Annotated in this window: 18 protein-coding genes; 8 read left to right on the top strand and 10 right to left on the bottom strand. The window is 71.3% G+C overall.

What is annotated here, in order from left to right; translation table 11 throughout:
• Positions 1 to 180: 180 nt before the first annotated feature.
• Positions 181 to 348 (bottom strand): hypothetical protein, encoded by a 168-nt coding sequence (locus ABZ642_RS42655; RefSeq protein WP_360495874.1) that lies wholly within the window; start codon positions 346 to 348, stop codon positions 181 to 183.
• Positions 349 to 467: 119 nt separating this feature from the next.
• On the opposite strand from ABZ642_RS42655, the gene ABZ642_RS42650 reads away from it, so the two are divergent.
• A complete protein-coding gene (locus tag ABZ642_RS42650) occupies positions 468 to 1,193 on the top strand; it encodes a sulfite exporter TauE/SafE family protein (protein ID WP_360495871.1) in 726 nt (241 codons plus the stop codon).
• An 11-nt stretch (positions 1,194 to 1,204) separates the two neighbouring features.
• On the opposite strand, the gene ABZ642_RS42645 is transcribed toward ABZ642_RS42650, so the two are convergent.
• From ABZ642_RS42645 to ABZ642_RS42630, 4 genes are all read right to left on the bottom strand, one after another.
• A complete protein-coding gene (locus ABZ642_RS42645; RefSeq protein WP_360495992.1) occupies positions 1,205 to 1,747 on the bottom strand; it encodes a VOC family protein in 543 nt (180 codons plus the stop codon).
• Positions 1,748 to 1,863: 116 nt separating this feature from the next.
• Entirely contained in the window at positions 1,864 to 2,523 is a 660-nt protein-coding gene (locus tag ABZ642_RS42640; RefSeq protein ID WP_360495868.1) for a DUF5063 domain-containing protein, read from the bottom strand.
• Positions 2,516 to 3,115, bottom strand: a complete 600-nt coding sequence (gene recR, locus ABZ642_RS42635) for a recombination mediator RecR (protein WP_360495865.1) — start codon at positions 3,113 to 3,115, stop codon at positions 2,516 to 2,518. The genes ABZ642_RS42640 and recR overlap by 8 nt, the downstream gene beginning before the upstream one ends.
• Positions 3,116 to 3,251: 136 nt before the next feature.
• Positions 3,252 to 3,596, bottom strand: a complete 345-nt coding sequence (locus ABZ642_RS42630) for a YbaB/EbfC family nucleoid-associated protein (protein ID WP_351317457.1) — start codon at positions 3,594 to 3,596, stop codon at positions 3,252 to 3,254.
• 300 nt (positions 3,597 to 3,896) lie between these two features.
• On the opposite strand from ABZ642_RS42630, the gene ABZ642_RS42625 reads away from it, so the two are divergent.
• Entirely contained in the window at positions 3,897 to 4,649 is a 753-nt protein-coding gene (locus ABZ642_RS42625) for an SLATT domain-containing protein (protein ID WP_360495862.1), read from the top strand.
• A 151-nt stretch (positions 4,650 to 4,800) separates the two neighbouring features.
• Positions 4,801 to 5,955, top strand: a complete 1,155-nt coding sequence (locus ABZ642_RS42620) for a Gfo/Idh/MocA family oxidoreductase (RefSeq protein WP_360495859.1) — start codon at positions 4,801 to 4,803, stop codon at positions 5,953 to 5,955.
• A gap of 80 nt (positions 5,956 to 6,035) precedes the next feature.
• Here ABZ642_RS42620 and ABZ642_RS42615 read toward each other — a convergent pair whose 3' ends face one another.
• Both ABZ642_RS42615 and ABZ642_RS42610 read right to left on the bottom strand, forming a co-directional pair.
• Entirely contained in the window at positions 6,036 to 6,164 is a 129-nt protein-coding gene (locus ABZ642_RS42615) for a hypothetical protein (RefSeq protein WP_360495997.1), read from the bottom strand.
• Between the two features lie 134 nt (positions 6,165 to 6,298).
• Positions 6,299 to 8,110, bottom strand: a complete 1,812-nt coding sequence (locus tag ABZ642_RS42610) for a serine/threonine-protein kinase (protein ID WP_360495856.1) — start codon at positions 8,108 to 8,110, stop codon at positions 6,299 to 6,301.
• A 222-nt stretch (positions 8,111 to 8,332) separates the two neighbouring features.
• Between ABZ642_RS42610 and ABZ642_RS42605 the strand changes: the two genes are divergently transcribed.
• The 4 genes from ABZ642_RS42605 to ABZ642_RS42590 all read left to right on the top strand — a co-directional run bounded on the left by ABZ642_RS42605 (position 8,333) and on the right by ABZ642_RS42590 (position 13,705).
• Positions 8,333 to 9,688 (top strand): aspartate aminotransferase family protein, encoded by a 1,356-nt coding sequence (locus ABZ642_RS42605; RefSeq protein WP_360495853.1) that lies wholly within the window; start codon positions 8,333 to 8,335, stop codon positions 9,686 to 9,688.
• A 158-nt stretch (positions 9,689 to 9,846) separates the two neighbouring features.
• Positions 9,847 to 10,545, top strand: a complete 699-nt coding sequence (locus ABZ642_RS42600; protein ID WP_360495850.1) for a GntR family transcriptional regulator — start codon at positions 9,847 to 9,849, stop codon at positions 10,543 to 10,545.
• A complete protein-coding gene (locus tag ABZ642_RS42595; protein WP_360495847.1) occupies positions 10,542 to 12,965 on the top strand; it encodes a dolichyl-phosphate beta-glucosyltransferase in 2,424 nt (807 codons plus the stop codon). The genes ABZ642_RS42600 and ABZ642_RS42595 overlap by 4 nt, the downstream gene beginning before the upstream one ends.
• Before the next feature lie 89 nt (positions 12,966 to 13,054).
• Complete coding sequence (locus ABZ642_RS42590; protein WP_360495844.1) at positions 13,055 to 13,705, top strand: hypothetical protein; 651 nt, start codon at positions 13,055 to 13,057, stop codon at positions 13,703 to 13,705.
• 43 nt (positions 13,706 to 13,748) lie between these two features.
• Here ABZ642_RS42590 and ABZ642_RS42585 read toward each other — a convergent pair whose 3' ends face one another.
• On the bottom strand, positions 13,749 to 14,132 hold the full coding sequence (locus tag ABZ642_RS42585; RefSeq protein ID WP_360495842.1) for a hypothetical protein: 384 nt from the start codon (positions 14,130 to 14,132) through the stop codon (positions 13,749 to 13,751).
• A 196-nt stretch (positions 14,133 to 14,328) separates the two neighbouring features.
• Between ABZ642_RS42585 and ABZ642_RS42580 the strand changes: the two genes are divergently transcribed.
• Positions 14,329 to 14,952, top strand: a complete 624-nt coding sequence (locus tag ABZ642_RS42580; RefSeq protein WP_360495840.1) for a DUF4253 domain-containing protein — start codon at positions 14,329 to 14,331, stop codon at positions 14,950 to 14,952.
• 6 nt (positions 14,953 to 14,958) lie between these two features.
• Here the strand turns inward: ABZ642_RS42580 and ABZ642_RS42575 are convergent, their stop codons facing one another.
• Both ABZ642_RS42575 and ABZ642_RS42570 read right to left on the bottom strand, forming a co-directional pair.
• A complete protein-coding gene (locus ABZ642_RS42575; RefSeq protein ID WP_360495837.1) occupies positions 14,959 to 16,341 on the bottom strand; it encodes a HupE/UreJ family protein in 1,383 nt (460 codons plus the stop codon).
• Entirely contained in the window at positions 16,338 to 17,627 is a 1,290-nt protein-coding gene (locus ABZ642_RS42570) for a DUF3500 domain-containing protein (protein WP_360495834.1), read from the bottom strand. Before ABZ642_RS42570 ends, ABZ642_RS42575 begins: the two co-directional genes overlap by 4 nt.
• Between the last annotated feature and the right edge of the window lie 336 nt (positions 17,628 to 17,963).

Here is a 17,963-nt window from a genome sequence, read left to right as displayed (position 1 = left end):
TCGCTCGGTTTGTCTGTGTCGGCTCAGTTTAACGAGCGGTCGAACTCCACCGGCGTGCTCCCGCATGGTGAGACGTCCTGGCGGGGTGTTCCGCCGCTCGCTTCCGGGACGGAACATGCCCAGCGCACGGCACACCACGCGGGAAAGTGCGGTGGCTCACAGTGACGCCGGTGCGTGCGCTCACCCCCGCAGCAGGCTGACCCCGGCGCCGAGCGAGACGACGCCCATCCCGACGGCGGTCAGCACGCCCTGGGTGCCGTCCACGGCGAAGGGCGCGACGGCGGCGACGACGAGGTTGAAGAGGAAGAGGAACCACAGGACGGGCCGGGAGGAGAGCAGCGTCTTCACGGGAGAGATCCTTTTCTCGGCTTGGCCGGCCGGTTGACCTGGCGAGATCAACGATTCCGGCTACCGAGGACCGCGACGAGGGAGTGCGCTGCCGGACCGCTGGTGTAGGCAGGTACACCGTGACGGCACCGATCCTTCTCCTCCTCTCCGGCATCGTGCTGCTGGGCGCGAGCGTGCAGTGGCTGACCGGCATGGGCTTCGCGCTGGTCGCCGTACCGGCCCTGATCCTGCTGCTCGGCCCGGCCGAGGGGGTCGCCCTGGCGAACTGCGCGGCCGGCGCGATCAGCGTGGTGGGCCTGGCGGGCGGCTGGCGCAGGGTCCGCCCGGCGGCGATGGTCCCGCTGTGCGCGGCGGCGGCCTGCACGGTCCCGGCGGGCACCTGGCTGACCCACCGACTCCCGCCGCCCGCCCTGCTGTTGACGATGGGCGCCCTGGTGACGGCGGCGGTACTGCTGGTGATGCGGGGCGCCCGGGTCCCCGTACTCCGCGGCAGGGCCGGCGCGTTGACGGCGGGCGCGGTGGGCGGCTTCATGAACTCGGCGGCGGGCGTGGGCGGCCCGCCGGTCTCCCTGTACGCGCTCAACGCGGGCTGGACGGTACGGGAGTTCGTCCCGAACGCACAGTTCTACGGCGTGATCGTCAACGCGTTCTCGGTGACGGCTAACGGGGTGCCGGGCCTGAGCGCGGCGGAGTGGGCGGCGGTGGGCGGGGCGATGGTGGCGGGCGGGGTGCTCGGCCGGGCGGTCGGCGACCGCATGCCGGACCACCAGGCCCGCCGCCTGGTCCTGCTGCTGGCCCTTACGGGCGGCGTGACGGCGGTGACGAAGGGGGTGTGGACGCTGTAGCGCCCGACGGATCAGCCCGTGGCCCGCCCGGGCCGTACGGGCGCGCTGCTACGGCCCTCGCGACGGCCGGAGAGTTCGGCGTCGAATGTCTCCTGCGCCGCCCGCATGGCCTCGGCGTACCCGGGGTCCCGCAGCCGGCGCCACATCTCGTCCTCGGAGACGTCCTCGACGTGGGCGACCACCCACCAGATGTTGCCGAAGGGGTCCTTGACGCGCCCGCCGCGCTGTCCGAAGGCGTCGTCGGCCAGGTCCGTGACGACCTGGCCGCCGGCCGCGAGGGCCCGGGCGAAGGTGTCGTCGGCGTCGGCGACGAACACGCGCAGCAGGCTCGGCAGGACGGGCCAGTCGGCGTGCCGGTCGAAGGCCAGCACGACGGTGTCGCCGACCCTGATCTCGGCGTGCCCGACCAGACCGTCCTCGGTCGGCACCCGCGCCAGCTCCTCACCCCCGAACGCCCCGGTGACGAAGTCCAGGAACGCGCCCGTGTCGTCGGTGACGACCCAGGGCGCGACGGTGGTGTACCCCTCGGGGGCGGTGCCGGTCCGCTCGGGCATGGTGGTCCTCTCGCCGGTGTCGGATGTCACCGGCGACGGTAGGCACCGCTTAGGACGGTGGCTGTCCTAGATGCCGTCCTGCCGTTCTGGATGCCCGATTGAGCCGAAGCCTCGGTTCACTTGGACTTGAGGCCCAGCGTCCCGCCGATCTCCTCCTGCATGACCTGGCCCGCCTCGAACTCCAGCGTCTCGTCGCCCATCGTGTCCTGGTCCGTGTCCAGGCCGTCCAGCTCGTCCAGGGGCTGGTTCAGGCGGACGTGGATCAGGATGGACTGGAGGGCCCGGAGGACCGCGGAGGCGGTCGGGCCCCAGTTGGAGAAGTAGGAGAACTGCCACCACCACAGGGCCTCCGTGGTGCGGCCGGCCCGGTAGTGGGCCATGCCGTGGCGGAGGTCGGTGATGATGTCGGCCAGGTCGTCCGAGAGACGGGCCGGGACGGGGGCCCTGCGGGGCGCGTACGGGTCGAAGACCTCGGAGTAGACGTCGATGGGCTCCAGGAGGCGCGCGAAGTTCTCGCGGAGCTGGTCGACGTCCGGCTCGGGGCCCAGATCGGGCTCGTAGCGCTCGTCGGGGACGATGTCCTCGTGCGCGCCGAGGCGGCCGCCGGCCAGCAGCAGCTGGGAGACCTCCAGGAGGAGGAAGGGGACCGCCGAGTCCGGCTCGTCGCCCTTGGCCACCTCCGTGACGGCCACCAGGAAGCTCTCCACCTGGTCCGCGATCTGGACCGAGAAGTCGTCCGGATTCAGCGTCGTGTCGTGCAGCGTGGCGTCAGACATCTAGGAGTCGTCTCCCCTCGAAGGCGCGGCCGAGGGTGACCTCGTCCGCGTATTCCAGGTCGCCACCCACCGGGAGGCCGCTGGCCAGGCGGGTGACCTTCAGGCCCATGGGTTTGATCATGCGGGCGAGGTAGGTGGCGGTCGCCTCGCCCTCCAGGTTCGGGTCCGTGGCCAGGATGAGCTCGGTGACCGCGCCGTCGGCCAGCCGGGCGAGCAGCTCCCTGATCCGCAGATCGTCGGGGCCGACGCCCTCGATCGGGCTGATCGCGCCGCCGAGCACGTGGTAACGGCCGCGGAACTCACGGGTGCGCTCGACGGCGACCACGTCCTTGGGCTCCTCGACCACACAGATCACCGTCGGGTCGCGGCGCGTGTCACGGCAGATGTTGCACAGCTCCTCCTGCGCCACATTGCCGCAGGTCGCGCAGAACCGGACCTTCGCCTTGACCTCCAGGAGGGCCTGGGCGAGCCGCCGTACGTCCGTCGGCTCCGCCTGCAGGATGTGGAAGGCGATCCGCTGCGCGCTCTTCGGACCGACGCCGGGCAACCGCCCCAGCTCGTCGATGAGGTCCTGGACCACGCCTTCGTACAACGGACTGCCCTTCCTGGAGTCTTTCGGTACGTACCGTAGTTGGCTGCCGCCTGTCCTAGGAAGGCGGTACGGGTGTCGCGCGGGCGACGAACATCAGAACGGCGAGATCAGAGCGGTGGCGGAAACAGCCCGGGGATCAGAACGGCAGACCGGGGATGCCGCTGCCACCGCCCAGACCCTGCGCCAGCGGGCCGAGCTTCTGCTGCTGGAGTGCCTGGGCGTTCGCGTTGGCCGCCTGGACGGCCGCGACGACCAGGTCGGCGAGGGTCTCGGTGTCCTCCGGGTCCACCGCCTTCGGGTCGATCTTCAGCGTGCGCAGCTCGCCGGCGCCGGTCACGGTGGCCGTCACCAGGCCGCCACCCGCCTGCCCGTCGACCTCCGTGTTCGCCAGCTCCTCCTGGGCCCGCGCCAGGTCCTCCTGCATCTTCTGGGCCTGCTGGAGCAGCTGCTGCATGTTGGGCTGGCCACCACCGGGGATCACGATCAGCTCCTGGGTCCGCATCCGTGTCTGGTTCTGCTCTGCTGTGGATGAGCCTACGTGGTCGACGCAGCCATCGCCCCGCCACTCTTTCGAGTGAGAATCCTGACGGCCCTATACCTGATCAAGGCCCACTTCCGAGCGGAAAAGAGGCGAAAGCAAGGCCCTCGCCACCCATTGGGCGGTAGGAAGGGTTCCCGTTGTCAGCATCCATTGTCACGTCCAGTGCCATGGCCGACGCCATGCGCAATGACGGTCCGATGTCACGGAACGTGATCGGTTGTGATCAGTAGGGAGTGCCGGGTGGGCCAGCCGGAGATGCAGCCCGAGGGACCGCCTCAGGACGGGCGGGGCGAGGGTGCGGCCGGACTGCGGCCGGGTGACCTGACCGGGCGGCCGTTCCCGCTCGGGGACTGGGGTGAACCGGCCGAGCGGCTCGACGAGCTGTACCGGTGGGTGGAGCGCGGGGCGCTGCAGACCGCCGCGTGGTATTTGGCGGACCGGGTGTGGAAGCGGCGGGGGGCGCGGGCGCTGCGGTGCGGGGCGGCCGTGGGCGCGGTGCTGGGCGCCGCGTTGCCGCTCCTCGACCTCACCGGGGTGGTCGGCGGGGTCGCGCCCTGGGGGTATCTCGCGCTGCTGCTGGCGGTGGCGTGCGTCGGCGTCGACCGGTTCTTCGGGGTGACCTCCGGCTGGATAAGGGACATGGCGACCGCGCAGGCCGTGCAGCGACGGCTCCAGGTGCTCCAGTTCGACTGGGCGTCGGAGAGCGTCCGGGAGGTGCTGGGACCGGCGGAGGGCACGGCGAGCGAGGCGGCCGAGCGGTGCCTGGCGGTGCTGCGGCGGTTCTCGGAGGACGTGACCGAGCTGGTCCGCACGGAGACGGCCGACTGGATGGTGGAGTTCCGGACCGGCCCGGCGCCGCTCGGCATGCAGGCGACGGTGACGGCGGGTCCGCGTGCGGACGCGGGACATCTGAACGGCCGCTTCCCGCTGCCCCCGGGCACGAACGGAACCCGCCCGAACATGCCCAGACAACGGCCCCCGGAGCCCCGGTGAGGCCCTCGACAAGCCCCGGCTGGCCCCGACGAGGCCCCGGCCGGACCCCGGCGAGCGATTTGTCACGACGGCCTAATGTCTTGACATCGGCGGAAGCCGCCCCGCATCGTGAGCGGACAGTCCGCGGAACGGTCCGAAGAGGGGCAGCCACATGGTGCGTACGCTCGGCGTCGCCGTCGTCGGTTTCGGCTGGATGGGGCGGGTGCACACCCAGGCCTACCAGCGGGTCCCCCACCACTTCCCGCAGCTGTCCGTACGCCCCGAGCTGGTGACCGTCGCCGAGGAGGTGCCGGGCCGGGCCGAGGAGGCCGCCGCACAGTTCGGGTTCGCGTCCACCACCCGCGACTGGCGTGAGGTCGTCGCCGACCCGCGCGTGCACGCCGTCAGCATCACCGCGCCGAACTTCCTGCACCGGGAGATCGGCGTCGCCATGGCCGAGGCCGGCAAGCACATCTGGATCGAGAAGCCGGTCGGGCTGACCGCGGAGGACGCCGGCGCGGTCGCCGACGCCGTCGCGAAGGCGGGCGTCCAGGGCACGGTCGGCTTCAACTACCGCAACGCGCCCGCCGTCGCGTACGCCCGTGACCTCATCGCCGCCGGCGAGCTGGGCACCGTCACGCACGTCCGCATCCGCCTCTTCAGCGACTACGCGGCCCACCCGGACGGCGCCCTGACCTGGCGCTACGAGCGGGCCCGCGGCGGCACCGGGGTCCTCGGCGACCTCGCCTCGCACGGCGTCGACCTGGCCCGCTTCCTGCTCGGTGAGATCACCGCGCTCGCCGCCGACACCGCCGTCTTCATCCCGGAGCGCGCCCGCCCCACCGGCGCCACCGCCGGCCACACCCTGGCCACCGGCGGCGCACTCGGCCCGGTCGAGAACGAGGACTACGTCAACTGCCTGCTGCGCTTCGCCTCCGGCGCCCGGGGCGTCCTGGAGGCCTGCCGGGTCTCGGTCGGCGAGCAGAACAACTACGGCTTCGAGGTGCACGGCACCAAGGGCGCCGTCTTCTGGGACTACCGGCGGATGGGCGAACTCGGCGTCAGCCGCGGCACCTCCTACCAGGACCAGCCCGTCAGCACGGTCCACGTCGGCCCCGGGCACGGCGAGTACGGCGCCTTCCAGCCCGGCGCGGCCAACGCCATGGGCTACGACGACCTCAAGGTCGTCGAGGCCCGCAACTTCCTGCGCTCCATAGCGGAGGACACCCCGTACGGCCCGACCCTGCGGGACGCCGTGCACAGCGCGACCGCCCTCGACGCGATGAGCCGCTCGGCCGCCGGGGGCACCTGGGTGAGCCTCGACTGAACCACCGCACCTCATGATCTCGCCCCGGTACAGCCGGCGTACGTCGGCCGTGGTGAGGTCCGCCAGCCTCCCCCACTGCCTCAAGGGCGTGGGAGGTGCCCCCATCGGCGCGGGACGCGCCGCTCGAACCAGAAGATGGCCGCCGACGCGACGATGCCCGCCAGCGCGGTACCGACGGCCACGACGTTCTCCGCGCTCAGCCACTCCATGTGGGTGCCCCCGCCACTCCCCGGAGTCGGATGGTGCGGTCACCGTAAGGCGTACGGAGGGGCCGGTACGGGATAATTCGGACGCCTGGGCGACTGTTCTCCGAACGTTCAACTATCCCAGGAACCACGGGAGTTCACTGCTTGCTGTACGTAAGGCTCTCCTCGCCGTCCTTCCTCTCCCGCTTCAGCCTGCCGTCCGACAGCAGGGTCACCTCGGTGGCCTCTCCGGCGCTGCACGACGAACGGGGCTTGCCCGTCGTGACCGTGGAAGGACCGATCTCCAGCGGGCCGCCCGAGCCGGGCTTCCCGGCGAGCTTCGCGTCGAACTCGCAGTGGTAGCCGGGGCCGTCCGCGACCAGGGTGAGGACCGTGTCGCCCACGGCGCCCTGGCGGATGGTCAGTTCGCGGGTGTTGTGGCCGGTGGAGTTGTCTATCACCGTGGCCCAGGTGCCGAGGAAGGCGGTGGGCACGGTGCCGGCGGAGGAGGCCGAGGAGGAGGGCGACTCGCTGGGCGTCGGCTCCCCGGAGGGGGTCCGGGCGGTCGCCGAGGGAGTGGGGCCGGGGGCGCCACCCGCCTTGTCGTCGTCGCCGCCGTTGTTCATGAGCGCGTACACGGAGCCGCCGGCGGCCAGCATCACGACCGCGGCGACGACGACGAGAAGCGCGGTGGAACGGCGGGTACGGCGCGGTTCGCCGTCGGGGGTGGGGTCGTACGGCGGGGGCGGCGGGGGTGTGTAGAGCGGCGGCTGGGTGGACTCGGGGGTGGCGACGGTGGTGTGGGGGGTGTTGTACGGGTTGCGGTAGGGGTTGTACGGCTGCGGGTGCTGGTGAGGTTGGTTCGGGTAGCCGTAGGCGGGATGGGCCGCGGCGTGTTCGGGGGAGGACGGGTCGGGTGTCGGCTGCGGGTGAGTCGTGGCCGGTCGCGCCCCCGCGGCGGCAGCGGCGGAGCCAGCACCGCCCCGCGCCCCTGGGCCGGCGGGCCCTCGCGCCTCTTCGCCCGCCGCCCCCTGCCGGAGCCCTTGTACCGTCGGGTCCTCCACCTCCAGCAGCTCCACCGCGTGCCGGCCCAGTTGGGCCACCAGGGAACCCGGGAGCCAGGGGTCCCTGGACCGGCCCTCCTCGACCGTGTCGACCGCTCCCGTTCGCGCCAGGATCGCGTCCAGGGAGGGGCGGGTCGCCGGGTCCTTGCGGAGGCAGTCGCGGACCACGTCGGCGATGCCCTCGGGGAGCCCGGACAGGTCCGGTTCCTCCTGGGCGATGCGGAACATCTGCGCGTGTGCGCCGCCCTCGGTCGCGCCGAAGGGAAGCCGGCCGGTGGCCGCGTAGGCGAGCACCGAGCCGAGGCTGAAGACGTCGGAGGCCGGGGTGATCCGGTCGCCGCGCACCTGTTCGGGGGCCATGAAGCCCGGCGAGCCGACGAGTGACCCGGTCTGGGTGATGCCCTCGCCGGGGAGGGTCTCCAGCGCCCGCGCGATCCCGAAGTCGATGACCCGGGGTCCCTCTATGGTGAGCATCACGTTGGACGGCTTGAGGTCGCGGTGGACGATCCCGGCCGCGTGGATGTTGGTGAGCGCGTGCGCCAGCCCGGCGGCCAGGATGCGCACCGACCGCTCGGGCAGTGGCCCGTGGTCGTGCTCGACGACCCGCTGGAGGCTCGGCCCGGCGACATAGCCGGTGGCCACCCAGGGCACGGCGGCCTCGGTGTCGGCGTCGAGGACGGGCGCGGTCCAGAACCCGCCGACCCGCTGGGCGTTGCGCACCTCCTGCCGGAAGCGGGCCCGGAAGTCCTCCTGGGCGGCGAGTTCCGCCCGTACCAGCTTCACGGCGACGGTACGGCCGCGTTCCGACCGGGCGAGATACACGTGCCCCATGCCGCCCGCGCCCAGCCGCGCCAGCAGCCGGTACTTCCCGATGTGCTGCGGATCCCCGGGCCCCAGCTTCTCCATGGCAGATCCGCCCCTTCTCCACACTTGTGATCGAGCCGAGAATATTCCGGCAGCTCCGGCGGCCGGGACCCGCCTTGTCTACGGTTCCGTAACAGGTACGGGTCGCTCCGCCGTATCCGCGGCTGTGTCCACGGACTGTGGACAACCTGTCGCGGAATTCCCCTGGCCATGGAACATGTCGCCGATACCGCGTCCGCACCGGACACTCCTAGGCTCGGCGCCATGACCCCTCAGCCCAGTCCCCAGGCCGGAGCCGCCGTCAAGGCGGCCGACCGTGCGCATGTCTTCCACTCCTGGTCCGCGCAGGACCTCATCGATCCGCTGGCCGTGGCCGGCGCCGAAGGGTCGTACTTCTGGGACTACGACGGCAGGCGTTACCTGGATTTCACCAGCGGGCTCGTCTTCACCAACATCGGCTACCAGCATCCGAAGGTCGTCGCCGCGATCCAGGAGCAGGCCGCGAGGATGACCACCTTCGCGCCCGCCTTCGCCGTGGAGGCCCGGTCGGAGGCGGCCCGGCTGATCGCCGAGCGGACCCCCGGTGACCTGGACAAGATCTTCTTCACCAACGGCGGCGCGGACGCGATCGAGCACGCCGTGCGCATGGCCCGGCTGCACACCGGCCGACCCAAGGTGCTGTCCGCCTACCGCTCGTACCACGGCGGCACCCAGCAGGCGATCAACCTCACGGGGGACCCGCGCCGCTGGGCCTCCGACGGCGCCGCCGCCGGCGTCGTGCACTTCTGGGCGCCCTTCCTGTACCGCTCCCGCTTCTACGCGGAGACCGAGGAGCAGGAGACCGCGCGGGCCCTGGAGCACCTGGAGACCACGATCGCGTTCGAGGGGCCGGGCACGGTCGCGGCGATCGTCCTGGAGACCATCCCCGGGACCGCCGGGATCATGGTGCCGCCCGCCGGGTATCTGGCCGGTGTCCGCGAGATCTGCGACAAGCACGGGATCGTCTTCGTCCTGGACGAGGTCATGGCCGGGTTCGGGCGCACGGGTGAGTGGTTCGCCGCCGACCTGTTCGGGGTCGTACCCGACCTGATGACCTTCGCCAAGGGCGTGAACAGCGGGTACGTGCCGCTGGGCGGTGTCGCCATCAGCGGGCGGATCGCCGAGACCTTCGCCAGGCGGCCCTACCCGGGCGGGCTGACGTACTCCGGGCATCCGCTGGCCTGTGCCGCCGCCGTCGCCACGATCAACGTGATGGCGGAGGAAGGCGTCGTCGAGAACGCCAAGCGGCTCGGCGCGGACGTCGTCGGGCCCGCCCTGGCCGCGCTGGCCGAGCGGCACCCGAGCGTCGGCGAGGTGCGCGGCACCGGCATGTTCTGGGCGCTGGACCTGGTGAAGAGCCGGGAGACCCGGGAGCCGCTGGTGCCGTACAACGCGGCCGGGGAGGCCAACGCACCGATGGCCGCGTTCACGGCTGCCGCCAAGCAGCAGGGTCTGTGGCCGTTCGTGAACATGAACCGGACGCATGTCGTGCCGCCGTGCAACGTCACCGAGGCCGAGCTGAAGGAGGGCTTCGCCGCGCTCGACGCCGCGCTGAGCGTGGCCGACGAGTACACGGTGTAGGGACGCCGATTTCGGGTGCGGGTGAGTGGGGGCTGAGCGCGCAGTTCCCCGCGCCCCTGAAGGGGCGCTCATGGAACCCGAACGCGTAAGGTGGCGTGCTCGTAGATGTACATGTAAGCGAGCACGTCACCCGAACGCGTGAGGAGTGGCACCCGACGATGCCCGGCAACGGCGCTGTGACCCGCAGTACCCTGCGCCAGCAGATCGCGGACGCGCTCCGTGACGAGGTGCTCGCCGGGCGCCTCCAGCCGGGTCGGGAGTTCACGGTCAAGGAGATCGCCGAGCAGTACGGGGTCTCCGCCACGCCGGTCCGCGAGGCCCTGGTCGACCTGTCCGCGCAGGGCATCCTCGACGCCGACCAGCATCGCGGTTTCCGGGTCCCGGAGTACTCCCTCGCCGACTACCGGGGCATGATCGAGGCCCGCAGCCTGGTCGTCGACGGCATGTTCCACGCCCTCACCGACGGCCGTCACCCCGCCTTCAAGGACCCCGAGGAGCCGCGGGTCGCGGCCGCCCTCGCCGCGGTCCGCCGACGTGGTGAGGAGGCCCAGCGGGCGGCGACCGCCGGCGACCTCACCGTGCTGATCGGCTACGACCTGCGCTTCTGGCGGGAACTGTCCGCGCTGTTCGGCAACCCCTACCTCGGCGACTTCCTGCACCGGCTGCGCGTGCAGTCCTGGGTGTGCGCGGTGCAGCAGCTGCGCCGCCTCCCCGATCTACGCGGGTATCTGTGGTCCCGGCACACCGAGTTGGTCGACGCGCTGTCCCGGCGGGACACCGAGGCCGCCCGGGGGATCGTCGCCGCGTACAACACACACTCCCTCGCCCTCATCGAGCGTCTGTCGGAGAACGGATGACCGCGCCCCCGGAGACCGTCGACCTGTCCGTGGTCATTCCCGCGTACAACGAGGAGGGCCGGCTCGGCCCGACGCTCGACGCCGTCACCCGCTACCTCGCCGACAACGAGTCCCGCTTCGGCACCTGGGAAGTGATCGTCTCCGACGACGGTTCCACCGACGGGACGCGCGAGGTCGCGGCCTTAGGGCATCCGTACGTCCGTCTGGTCACGGCCGACCGCAACCGCGGCAAGGGCAACGCCCTGCGTCTCGGGGTAGCCGCCAGCGGCGGCCGCCGGGTGCTGGTCACCGACGCCGACCTCGCGGCCCCGATCGAGGAGCTGGAGCCGCTCGACAAGGCGCTCAGCGAGGGTTACGCGGCGGCGATCGGTTCGCGCGCGGTGCCGGGCGCGGAGATATCCGACCACCAGCACCGGCTGCGCGAACTGCTCGGCCGCGCCGGGAACCTGCTGATACGGGCCACCGCGGTGCCCGGCATCAAGGACACCCAGTGCGGTTTCAAGCTGTTCGACGGCGACCGGGCCCGGGATGCCTTCGCCGGCTCCCGTCTCGACGGCTGGGGCATCGACGTCGAGGTCCTCCAGCATCTGCACCGGGACGGCGGATCCATCGCCGAGGTGCCGGTCCGCTGGAGCCACCAGCCCGGGTCCAAGGTCGGCCCGCTGGCCTACCCGAAGGTCCTCGCGGACCTGGCCCGCCTCCGGCTGCGCCGGCTGCGCCCGGCCGACCTGCTGGTCCCGGTGCTCTTCCTGGCCCTGTCGATCGCCCTCTACTCGGGCCGCTTCTTCGACCCGGGCCACCGCTATCTCACCGACTCCCTCCAGGACCAGAACCAGTGGGAGTGGTTCTTCGCGGTGACCGCGGACAACCTCGCGCACTTCCGGAACCCGTTCTTCTCCGACCTCCAGAACTTCCCCGACGGCGTCAACCTGATGGCCAACACGGTCATGCTGGGCGTCTCCGTCCCCTTCGCCCCGCTGACGCTGCTCGCCGGACCGGCGGTCTCGCTCAGCGTCTGCATGGCGCTCGGCCTGGCCGCGACCGCCGTCGCCTGGTACTGGCTGATCGTGAAGCGGGTGGTACGGCACCGGGGTGCCGCCTTCCTCGGCGCGGCCCTCGCGGCCTTCGCGCCGCCGATGGTCAGCCACGCCAACGCGCACCCCAACTTCGTGATCCTGTTCATGATCCCGCTGATCATCGACCGTGCCCTGCGCCTGGCCGCGGGCACCCGGGTCCGGCGGGACGGGATCGTGCTCGGCCTGATGGCGGCCTACCAGGTCTTCCTGGGCGAGGAGCCGTTCCTGCTGGCGGCGCTGGGCATGGCGCTGTTCGCCGTTGCCTACGCGGCCGTACGACCGCAGGTGGCCAAGGAGTCCTGGCGGCCGCTGGGCAAGGGCCTGCTGATCGCCGGGGCGGTCTGTCTGCCGCTCGTGATCTACCCCCTGTACTGGCAGTTCAGCGGCCCGCAGAGCTACCACAGCGTCCTGCACGGCGACAACGCCGGAAACAGCCCGCTCTCGCTCCTCGCCTTCGCCGAGCGCTCGCTGCTCTTCGGGGACGCGGGCCGGGCCAACGAGCTCGCCCTCAACCCCACCGAGCAGAACGCCTTCTACGGCTGGCCGCTGGTCCTGCTCGCCTTCGCCATCGTGGTACGGCTGTGGTCGCGGCCCCTGGTCAAGGCGCTGGCGTTCACGTCCCTGGCCGCGGCCGTCCTGTCCATGGGCCCGAAGATCCGGATCCCGCTGACGGACACGGTGTATCCCGGCCCCTGGGCGCTGGTGCGGAAGCTGCCGCTCTTCGAGTCGGTGATCGAGGGCCGGGTGGCGATGATCTGCGCCCCGGCGCTGGGCGTGCTGCTCGCGCTCGCGCTCGAGAAGGTGCTGGGCGCCCGTCGTGTCGGCACCCAGTACTTCGGCCTGCTCGCCATCGCGCTCGCGCTGCTCCCGATCGTCCCCGCCCCGCTCAAGTCCGAGCAGCGGACGGCGGTCCCGGAGTTCATCACGAGCGGGATGTGGAAGTCGTACGTGGGAAAGGGCGAGTCCCTCGTCCCGCTCCCCCTCCCCGATCCCGGGTACGCGGAGGCGCTGCACTGGCAGACGACGGCGGACCTCGGCTTCAAGCTCCCCGGCGGATACTTCAACGGCCCCTACGGCGAGGACCGCATCGGTATCTACGGTGCCGTCCCGCGCTACACCTCCACCATGCTGCGTGACGTCCGCTACAGCGGGAAGGTGCCGGTGATCGGCAAGAACTGGCGGGCGCAGGCGGCGAAGGACTTCGCGTACTGGAAGGCGGGCGTGCTGGTGGTCGCCCCGCAGCCCAACGACGACAAGCTGCGGCAGGCGGTCCGGGCTCTGACCGGAAAACCCGGTAAGTGGACCGGGGGGGTCTGGGTATGGGACCTGCACGAGGGGAGCTGACCGGCGCCGCACCGATTACTCTTCCCTGACCACCTAGCTGAACACTTGCCGTGAACGCGCTGATATCGCGCTGATACGAGGAGCCCTCTTTGGCCTGTGACCTCTGGCTGGTACCGCTCGTCGACGTGTTGTGCCACACGCCCGACAACCCGTTCGCCGAGGAACTCGCGCAATACAACAAGGTGCTCGCCGAGGCGGGGCTGCCGCCGGTGCCGGTGTACCAGTACATGCCGGGACTGTCCGGCGAGGTCGCCCCGGTGGCCGGCTTCGACTACGACGCGCTCCACTTCCTGCGCCGCGTCTATCTCCTCCAGGTCTGCGGTCTGCCCGTCACCCCGGTGGACGACCTGGGCGGCGACTACGAGCAGCTCCTGGAGATGTTCGAGTCGACGGCCCAGCAGTCGCACCTGGTCTGGCACTACGACCACGCGGGCGCGTACGTGCCGGTCGACTTCCCGGACCCGCTCTCCAGCGACGAACTCCTCGCGAGCGGCGGCCCGCTGGGCTCCTCGCAGAGCCTGCTGCGCGAGCTGGAGTACGTCGCCCCGTCGATCGGCATCGACCCGGCGAACCCGCCGGCGGCCCCGCAGGCCCCTTCCGCCCCCACCGATCTGGAGGAACCGGCGAACCCGGCCCCCTACGACCCGAGCCCGTTCGCCCGCGAACGCCACGTCTGGCTCGGCCTGCACGCGGCGGCGACCCGGAGCCTGGCGCAGGGGTCGATGATCGTGTTCAGCTGACGGGCGGGGCGCCAGGTGGAGAGACGCCCCGGCCGTAGTACGGTCACCGCTGGTACGGCAGCCTGATCGTGCGGACGAGGGGCATGTCGGCGTGGAGGTCGGGGTCGACGGTCACCACATGGCGCCCGTCGGGCCAGTCGACCGTCGGCCGGGACAGATGGACCGCGTGCCCGAGCCGCCGCTCCACGCCGTCCCGCAGCAGCGCGCCGACCGAGGAAGCGCCGGCGAAGTCCAACTCCACGATCTCGACGGCCGGAAGGGCTCCGATGTGCTCCGCGATGCCCTTGCGCATGCCGTGGGCGGCGGCCGGGCAGAGCGCGGGGACATAGACATGCCGGGTGGGCCCGTGCTCCGTGTTCGCCACGAAGTGGGAGGCCGGCGAGTTCCGAGCGACGGGGTCGGCGGGTAGCTGTGTTGTCAGTGCCACGGTCTACGGTCCCGCCATGTCGTTCTTCCTGCCCGACGGTCTGCCTCCCGGCCGATTCCTGTCCTCTGGTCCCGCTGGTCCGGCGTGTGTGTGGGTCTCTGACGAATTCCCTCGCGACGTCGAACGGCTATGGCCTCGCCTGCTGAGTGAGCAGGGAGCACGTGGTCTGGTTCCGCTCCTGTGCTGGCCCGAGGCCATGGGAAGACCGCTCAGCCTGGACGACGTCGACACCGTCCGCCTGGAGAAGGTGCTGGCCACGGACTTCGCCGAGTACCGCCGCAGCCGGCTGCCCTTCTGGACGGATCCGACACCGGTCCCGGTACCCGAAGAAATCGAAGGAATCGCGCCGTGGCCGCACGACCCCGGGCCGCCCTTCGAACAGTGGCCGGGCCTGGCACCGCACATGCCCGCCACGACCGCAGGCCCCACGGCGGAGGAAGCGGCGGCAAGCCTGCTGACCCGGCTCATGAAGACCGGCCCGTTCGGGCTGCACGAGTGCCGCCTCGTGCTCGTCCCCGCCCAGCGCGGCAGCGCTGCTCTGGCGTTGACCGGCTGGTCCACGGAGGCGCCGCTGCCTCTGCTGTGTGCACTCCTGCGGAGCTGGGAGGACCGCTTCGGCGCCCGGGTCGTGGCGGTGTTCGGCAGCGAGGTGCACGTGTCGGTCGCGCGACCTCCCGTCGAAGCGGACCACGCCGACCTGCTCGCGCTGGAGCACGTGCTGTCGACCGCGGACAACATCGTCGATGACCCGCCCACACCGTTCCCCGAGTACGCGATGGACCTCGTGGGGCGGGCCTACTGGTCGTTCTGGTGGGACTAGGACGGACTAGGACCTGTCCAGGGCCGCACGCCATCGGAGCCTGAGGCCGGCCTGCGGTGTGCCGCGCAGACGGGTGGCCAGGGCCCATCCGGCGCTGGTGAGTGCGGCCAGGGTGAGAGTGATCAGCAGCAGCGTGGTGTGGGAGCCGGCGCTGTCGACGGCGCGGGCGACGGGGTTGGGCAGGCCGAGGCGGTCGATGAGCCAGCCGAGGGCCGCCACGCCGGTGAACGCCGCGCAGGTCAGACGGAGTGCGGGCTGGACCCGCAGCCGGGCCAGGACCAGGAGCGAGGGCAGGGCGAGGCAGACCAGCAGCAGCTGGACCAGTTCGATGCCCAGGTTGAAGCCGAGCAGGCTGGTGACCAACTGCCCGGTGGAGAGGTGCATTTCGGCCAGGACGAAGGAGAACGCCATGCCGTGGCCCAGGCCGAAGACGCCTGCCACGATCGCCTCCCGGCCGGGGAAGAGCGGGCGGATCGCGTGGATCGCGCCGACCAGGATGCTCGCGGCGATGAACGCCTCCACCGGCCAGGACGGGATCTGGAGGCGGCCCAGGGCGGTGGCGGCCAGGGCGACCGAGTGGCCCGCGGTGAAGGCGAGGGTGATGCCGCCGATGCGGGCCAGCGCCTTGCGAGGGCCCACCAGTCCGGTCCAGCGGCCGCCGGTCGCCGCCAAGGGGGCCGGCAGGAGCAGGATCAGCAGGAAGAGGAGGTGGTCGGTGCCGGTCAGGATGTGGTTGCCGCCGAGTTCGACCATCGCGACGAAGCCGCGCCACGCGCTGCCGGGGCCGAGGTCGACCTTCAGGGCCGGGACCTTCATGTGCCGGACGTCGATCTCGACGGTTCCGACCTGGGTGGTGCCCTTGCCGTCGACCTGGCCGTTCGCCCAGTCCTGGCGGACCGTCACGAGGGTGACGTGGGTGACGACCTGATGCACGATCACGTCGTAGCGGAAGGTGAAGTGGCGTACGTCGGCGCCGGCGGGCGGGGTGAGGACCGCGGCGACGGTCAGTTCGCGGTAGGGGCCGGTGGACGTCTGCTGGGTGGCGCTCAGGTGCATCGCGCCGATGCCGACCTGCCACGCCTTCCCGCCGGTCGTGGTCGGGTGGATGTGCTGGGCGAGGTAGGCGCGGATCGCCTTGGTCCGGGCGGCCGGGACGGCCTTGCCGGTGACGTCGTCCAGGTCGATGCCGCTGGCCCGGGAGAAGTCGGAGACCGGCAGCTCCAGCCGCGCGGACACCGAGGACCTGTACACGTCCAGCTGCACCACCGAGTGCGGCATCGGATGCGCGGCGGCCGGCGACGCCCCGAGCAGGAGCGCCGCCGGTACCGCGATCGCGATCCCGGCCACCAGGCGGAGCACTGTGGTCAGCCAGAGTCGCGGTCCGGTCATGAGAAGGAGAACTCGTTTCCGTAGTCGCGGGTGTGGTCCCGGTACACGGTGTGGTAGTGGACCTGGTTCCGGAACACGACGCCGTTCTGCACCACGAACTCGACCCACACGCTGGGACCGTCGATGCGTACGTAGTCGCCCTGGGTGTCCAGGCCGGTGCCGCCGGAGTAGGCGACGTAGGTCTGGTCGAGCTCCTTCGCGTACGTCTTCATCAGCCGGGCGGCGGTGGCGTCGTCCACGTCCGCGATCCACGGGTGGATCGCGGCCAGAACCAGCTTCTTCTGCTTCGGCGACAGCTCGCTGACCTTGATGCCCTCCTTGGTCTCCGGGAAGTCGCCGTCCTTGCCGGGACCGAGCAGTACGTCGCCGAACGACTCCGACAGCTTGGCTTCGGCCAGTTGCGCGGTGCTCAGGCTGCCGGTCAGCTTCAGCAGACCGTTGCGGAACTTCGCCAGCGGCGTGTACGTGGTGCCGTCGTCCGCGGTCCAGCTGGTCGGCTCGACGCCGGTGAAGAAGGGGCTGGCGCCGGAGACCTTGCCGTCCTTGTACGTGATGTTCACGGCGAGGTGGTGGCCGCCGAAGTGCAACTGCCAGGAGCCGGTCTTGGACGGGGTGCCGAGCAACGCCAGGTAGTAGGAGCCGCTGCCGTACGAGAAGCCGCCCGGGCCGCCGCCGGTACCGCCGGAGGGCGGGGCACCAGTCGGGGCGGCGGCGGACGCCGAGTCGGTGGCCGTGGCGGAGGGGTCGGCCGTGGCCGAGTCGGTCGCCGTAGCCGAGTCGGTCGCCGTGGGCGCGTCCGTCGGCGCGGCGGAGGCGGAGCTGGTGCTCTCGGCCGAGGCGAGCACGTCGTCGGCCTTGAGGGTCTGCAGGACGTGCTCGTAACCGGTGTCCTTGCCGGTGCCCAGGGCCAGCTTCAGCAGGTGCCCGGCGGCGGCCAGCTGGTCGTCCGACAGCGTGCCGAACTGGATGCCGGGGCGGCAGGTCCCGCCGCAGGGGAGGTTCGACCAGGCGGTCGCGTTCGCCTGGGAGAAGTCCAGCAGGGTCGAGGCCTGCTGGTCGGAGGTCAGGGTGTTCAGGAAGGCGTCGGCGGCGCTGACGACGGCCGCGGTGCCCTCGGCGTGCTTGTCGACCGGACGCTGGACGCCCACGGCCGTTTTCTCACTGCCGGCCGTAGCGGCATTTGCCACGGCGATTCCGCCACCGGCCAGCGCCAGAGCTGCGGCGGCCCCGAGTATGGCCCTCCGAGTCCGCCTGGAGCGGACCGCGCGGGTTCTCTCTTTGCTCATGTACTACTCCTTTGGCATGCCGAACTAGCCACACGGAGGCACCCGTTGGCTTGGACGGAAGATCGAGGGAAAGCACGGCGGACATTACCAACAACAATGTTGACACTCAATGCGAAAACCCGACCGGATAACGGTTTCGAATTGCAGCCGGTCCAAGATTTTCAGGATTCACAGAAACAATGGAATCCACAAATGAAATCGACAGGTGTCTCTTATCCAGGGAAAAGAAAAAGTGGTGGGGCCCCCCCCCGGGGGGGGGCCCCCCCCCCAGAAACCCCGGGGCCCGGGAACAAGGGCGAGAAAAACCGCGGGGCCGTGTGGGGCACCGAACCCATG

It is taken from the genome of Streptomyces sp. NPDC007157, from assembly GCF_040634235.1.
GTDB lineage: Bacteria > Actinomycetota > Actinomycetes > Streptomycetales > Streptomycetaceae > Streptomyces.
The sequence above is the reverse complement of the archived record's forward strand: the minus strand, read 5'-3'. Positions and strand labels throughout refer to the sequence as shown.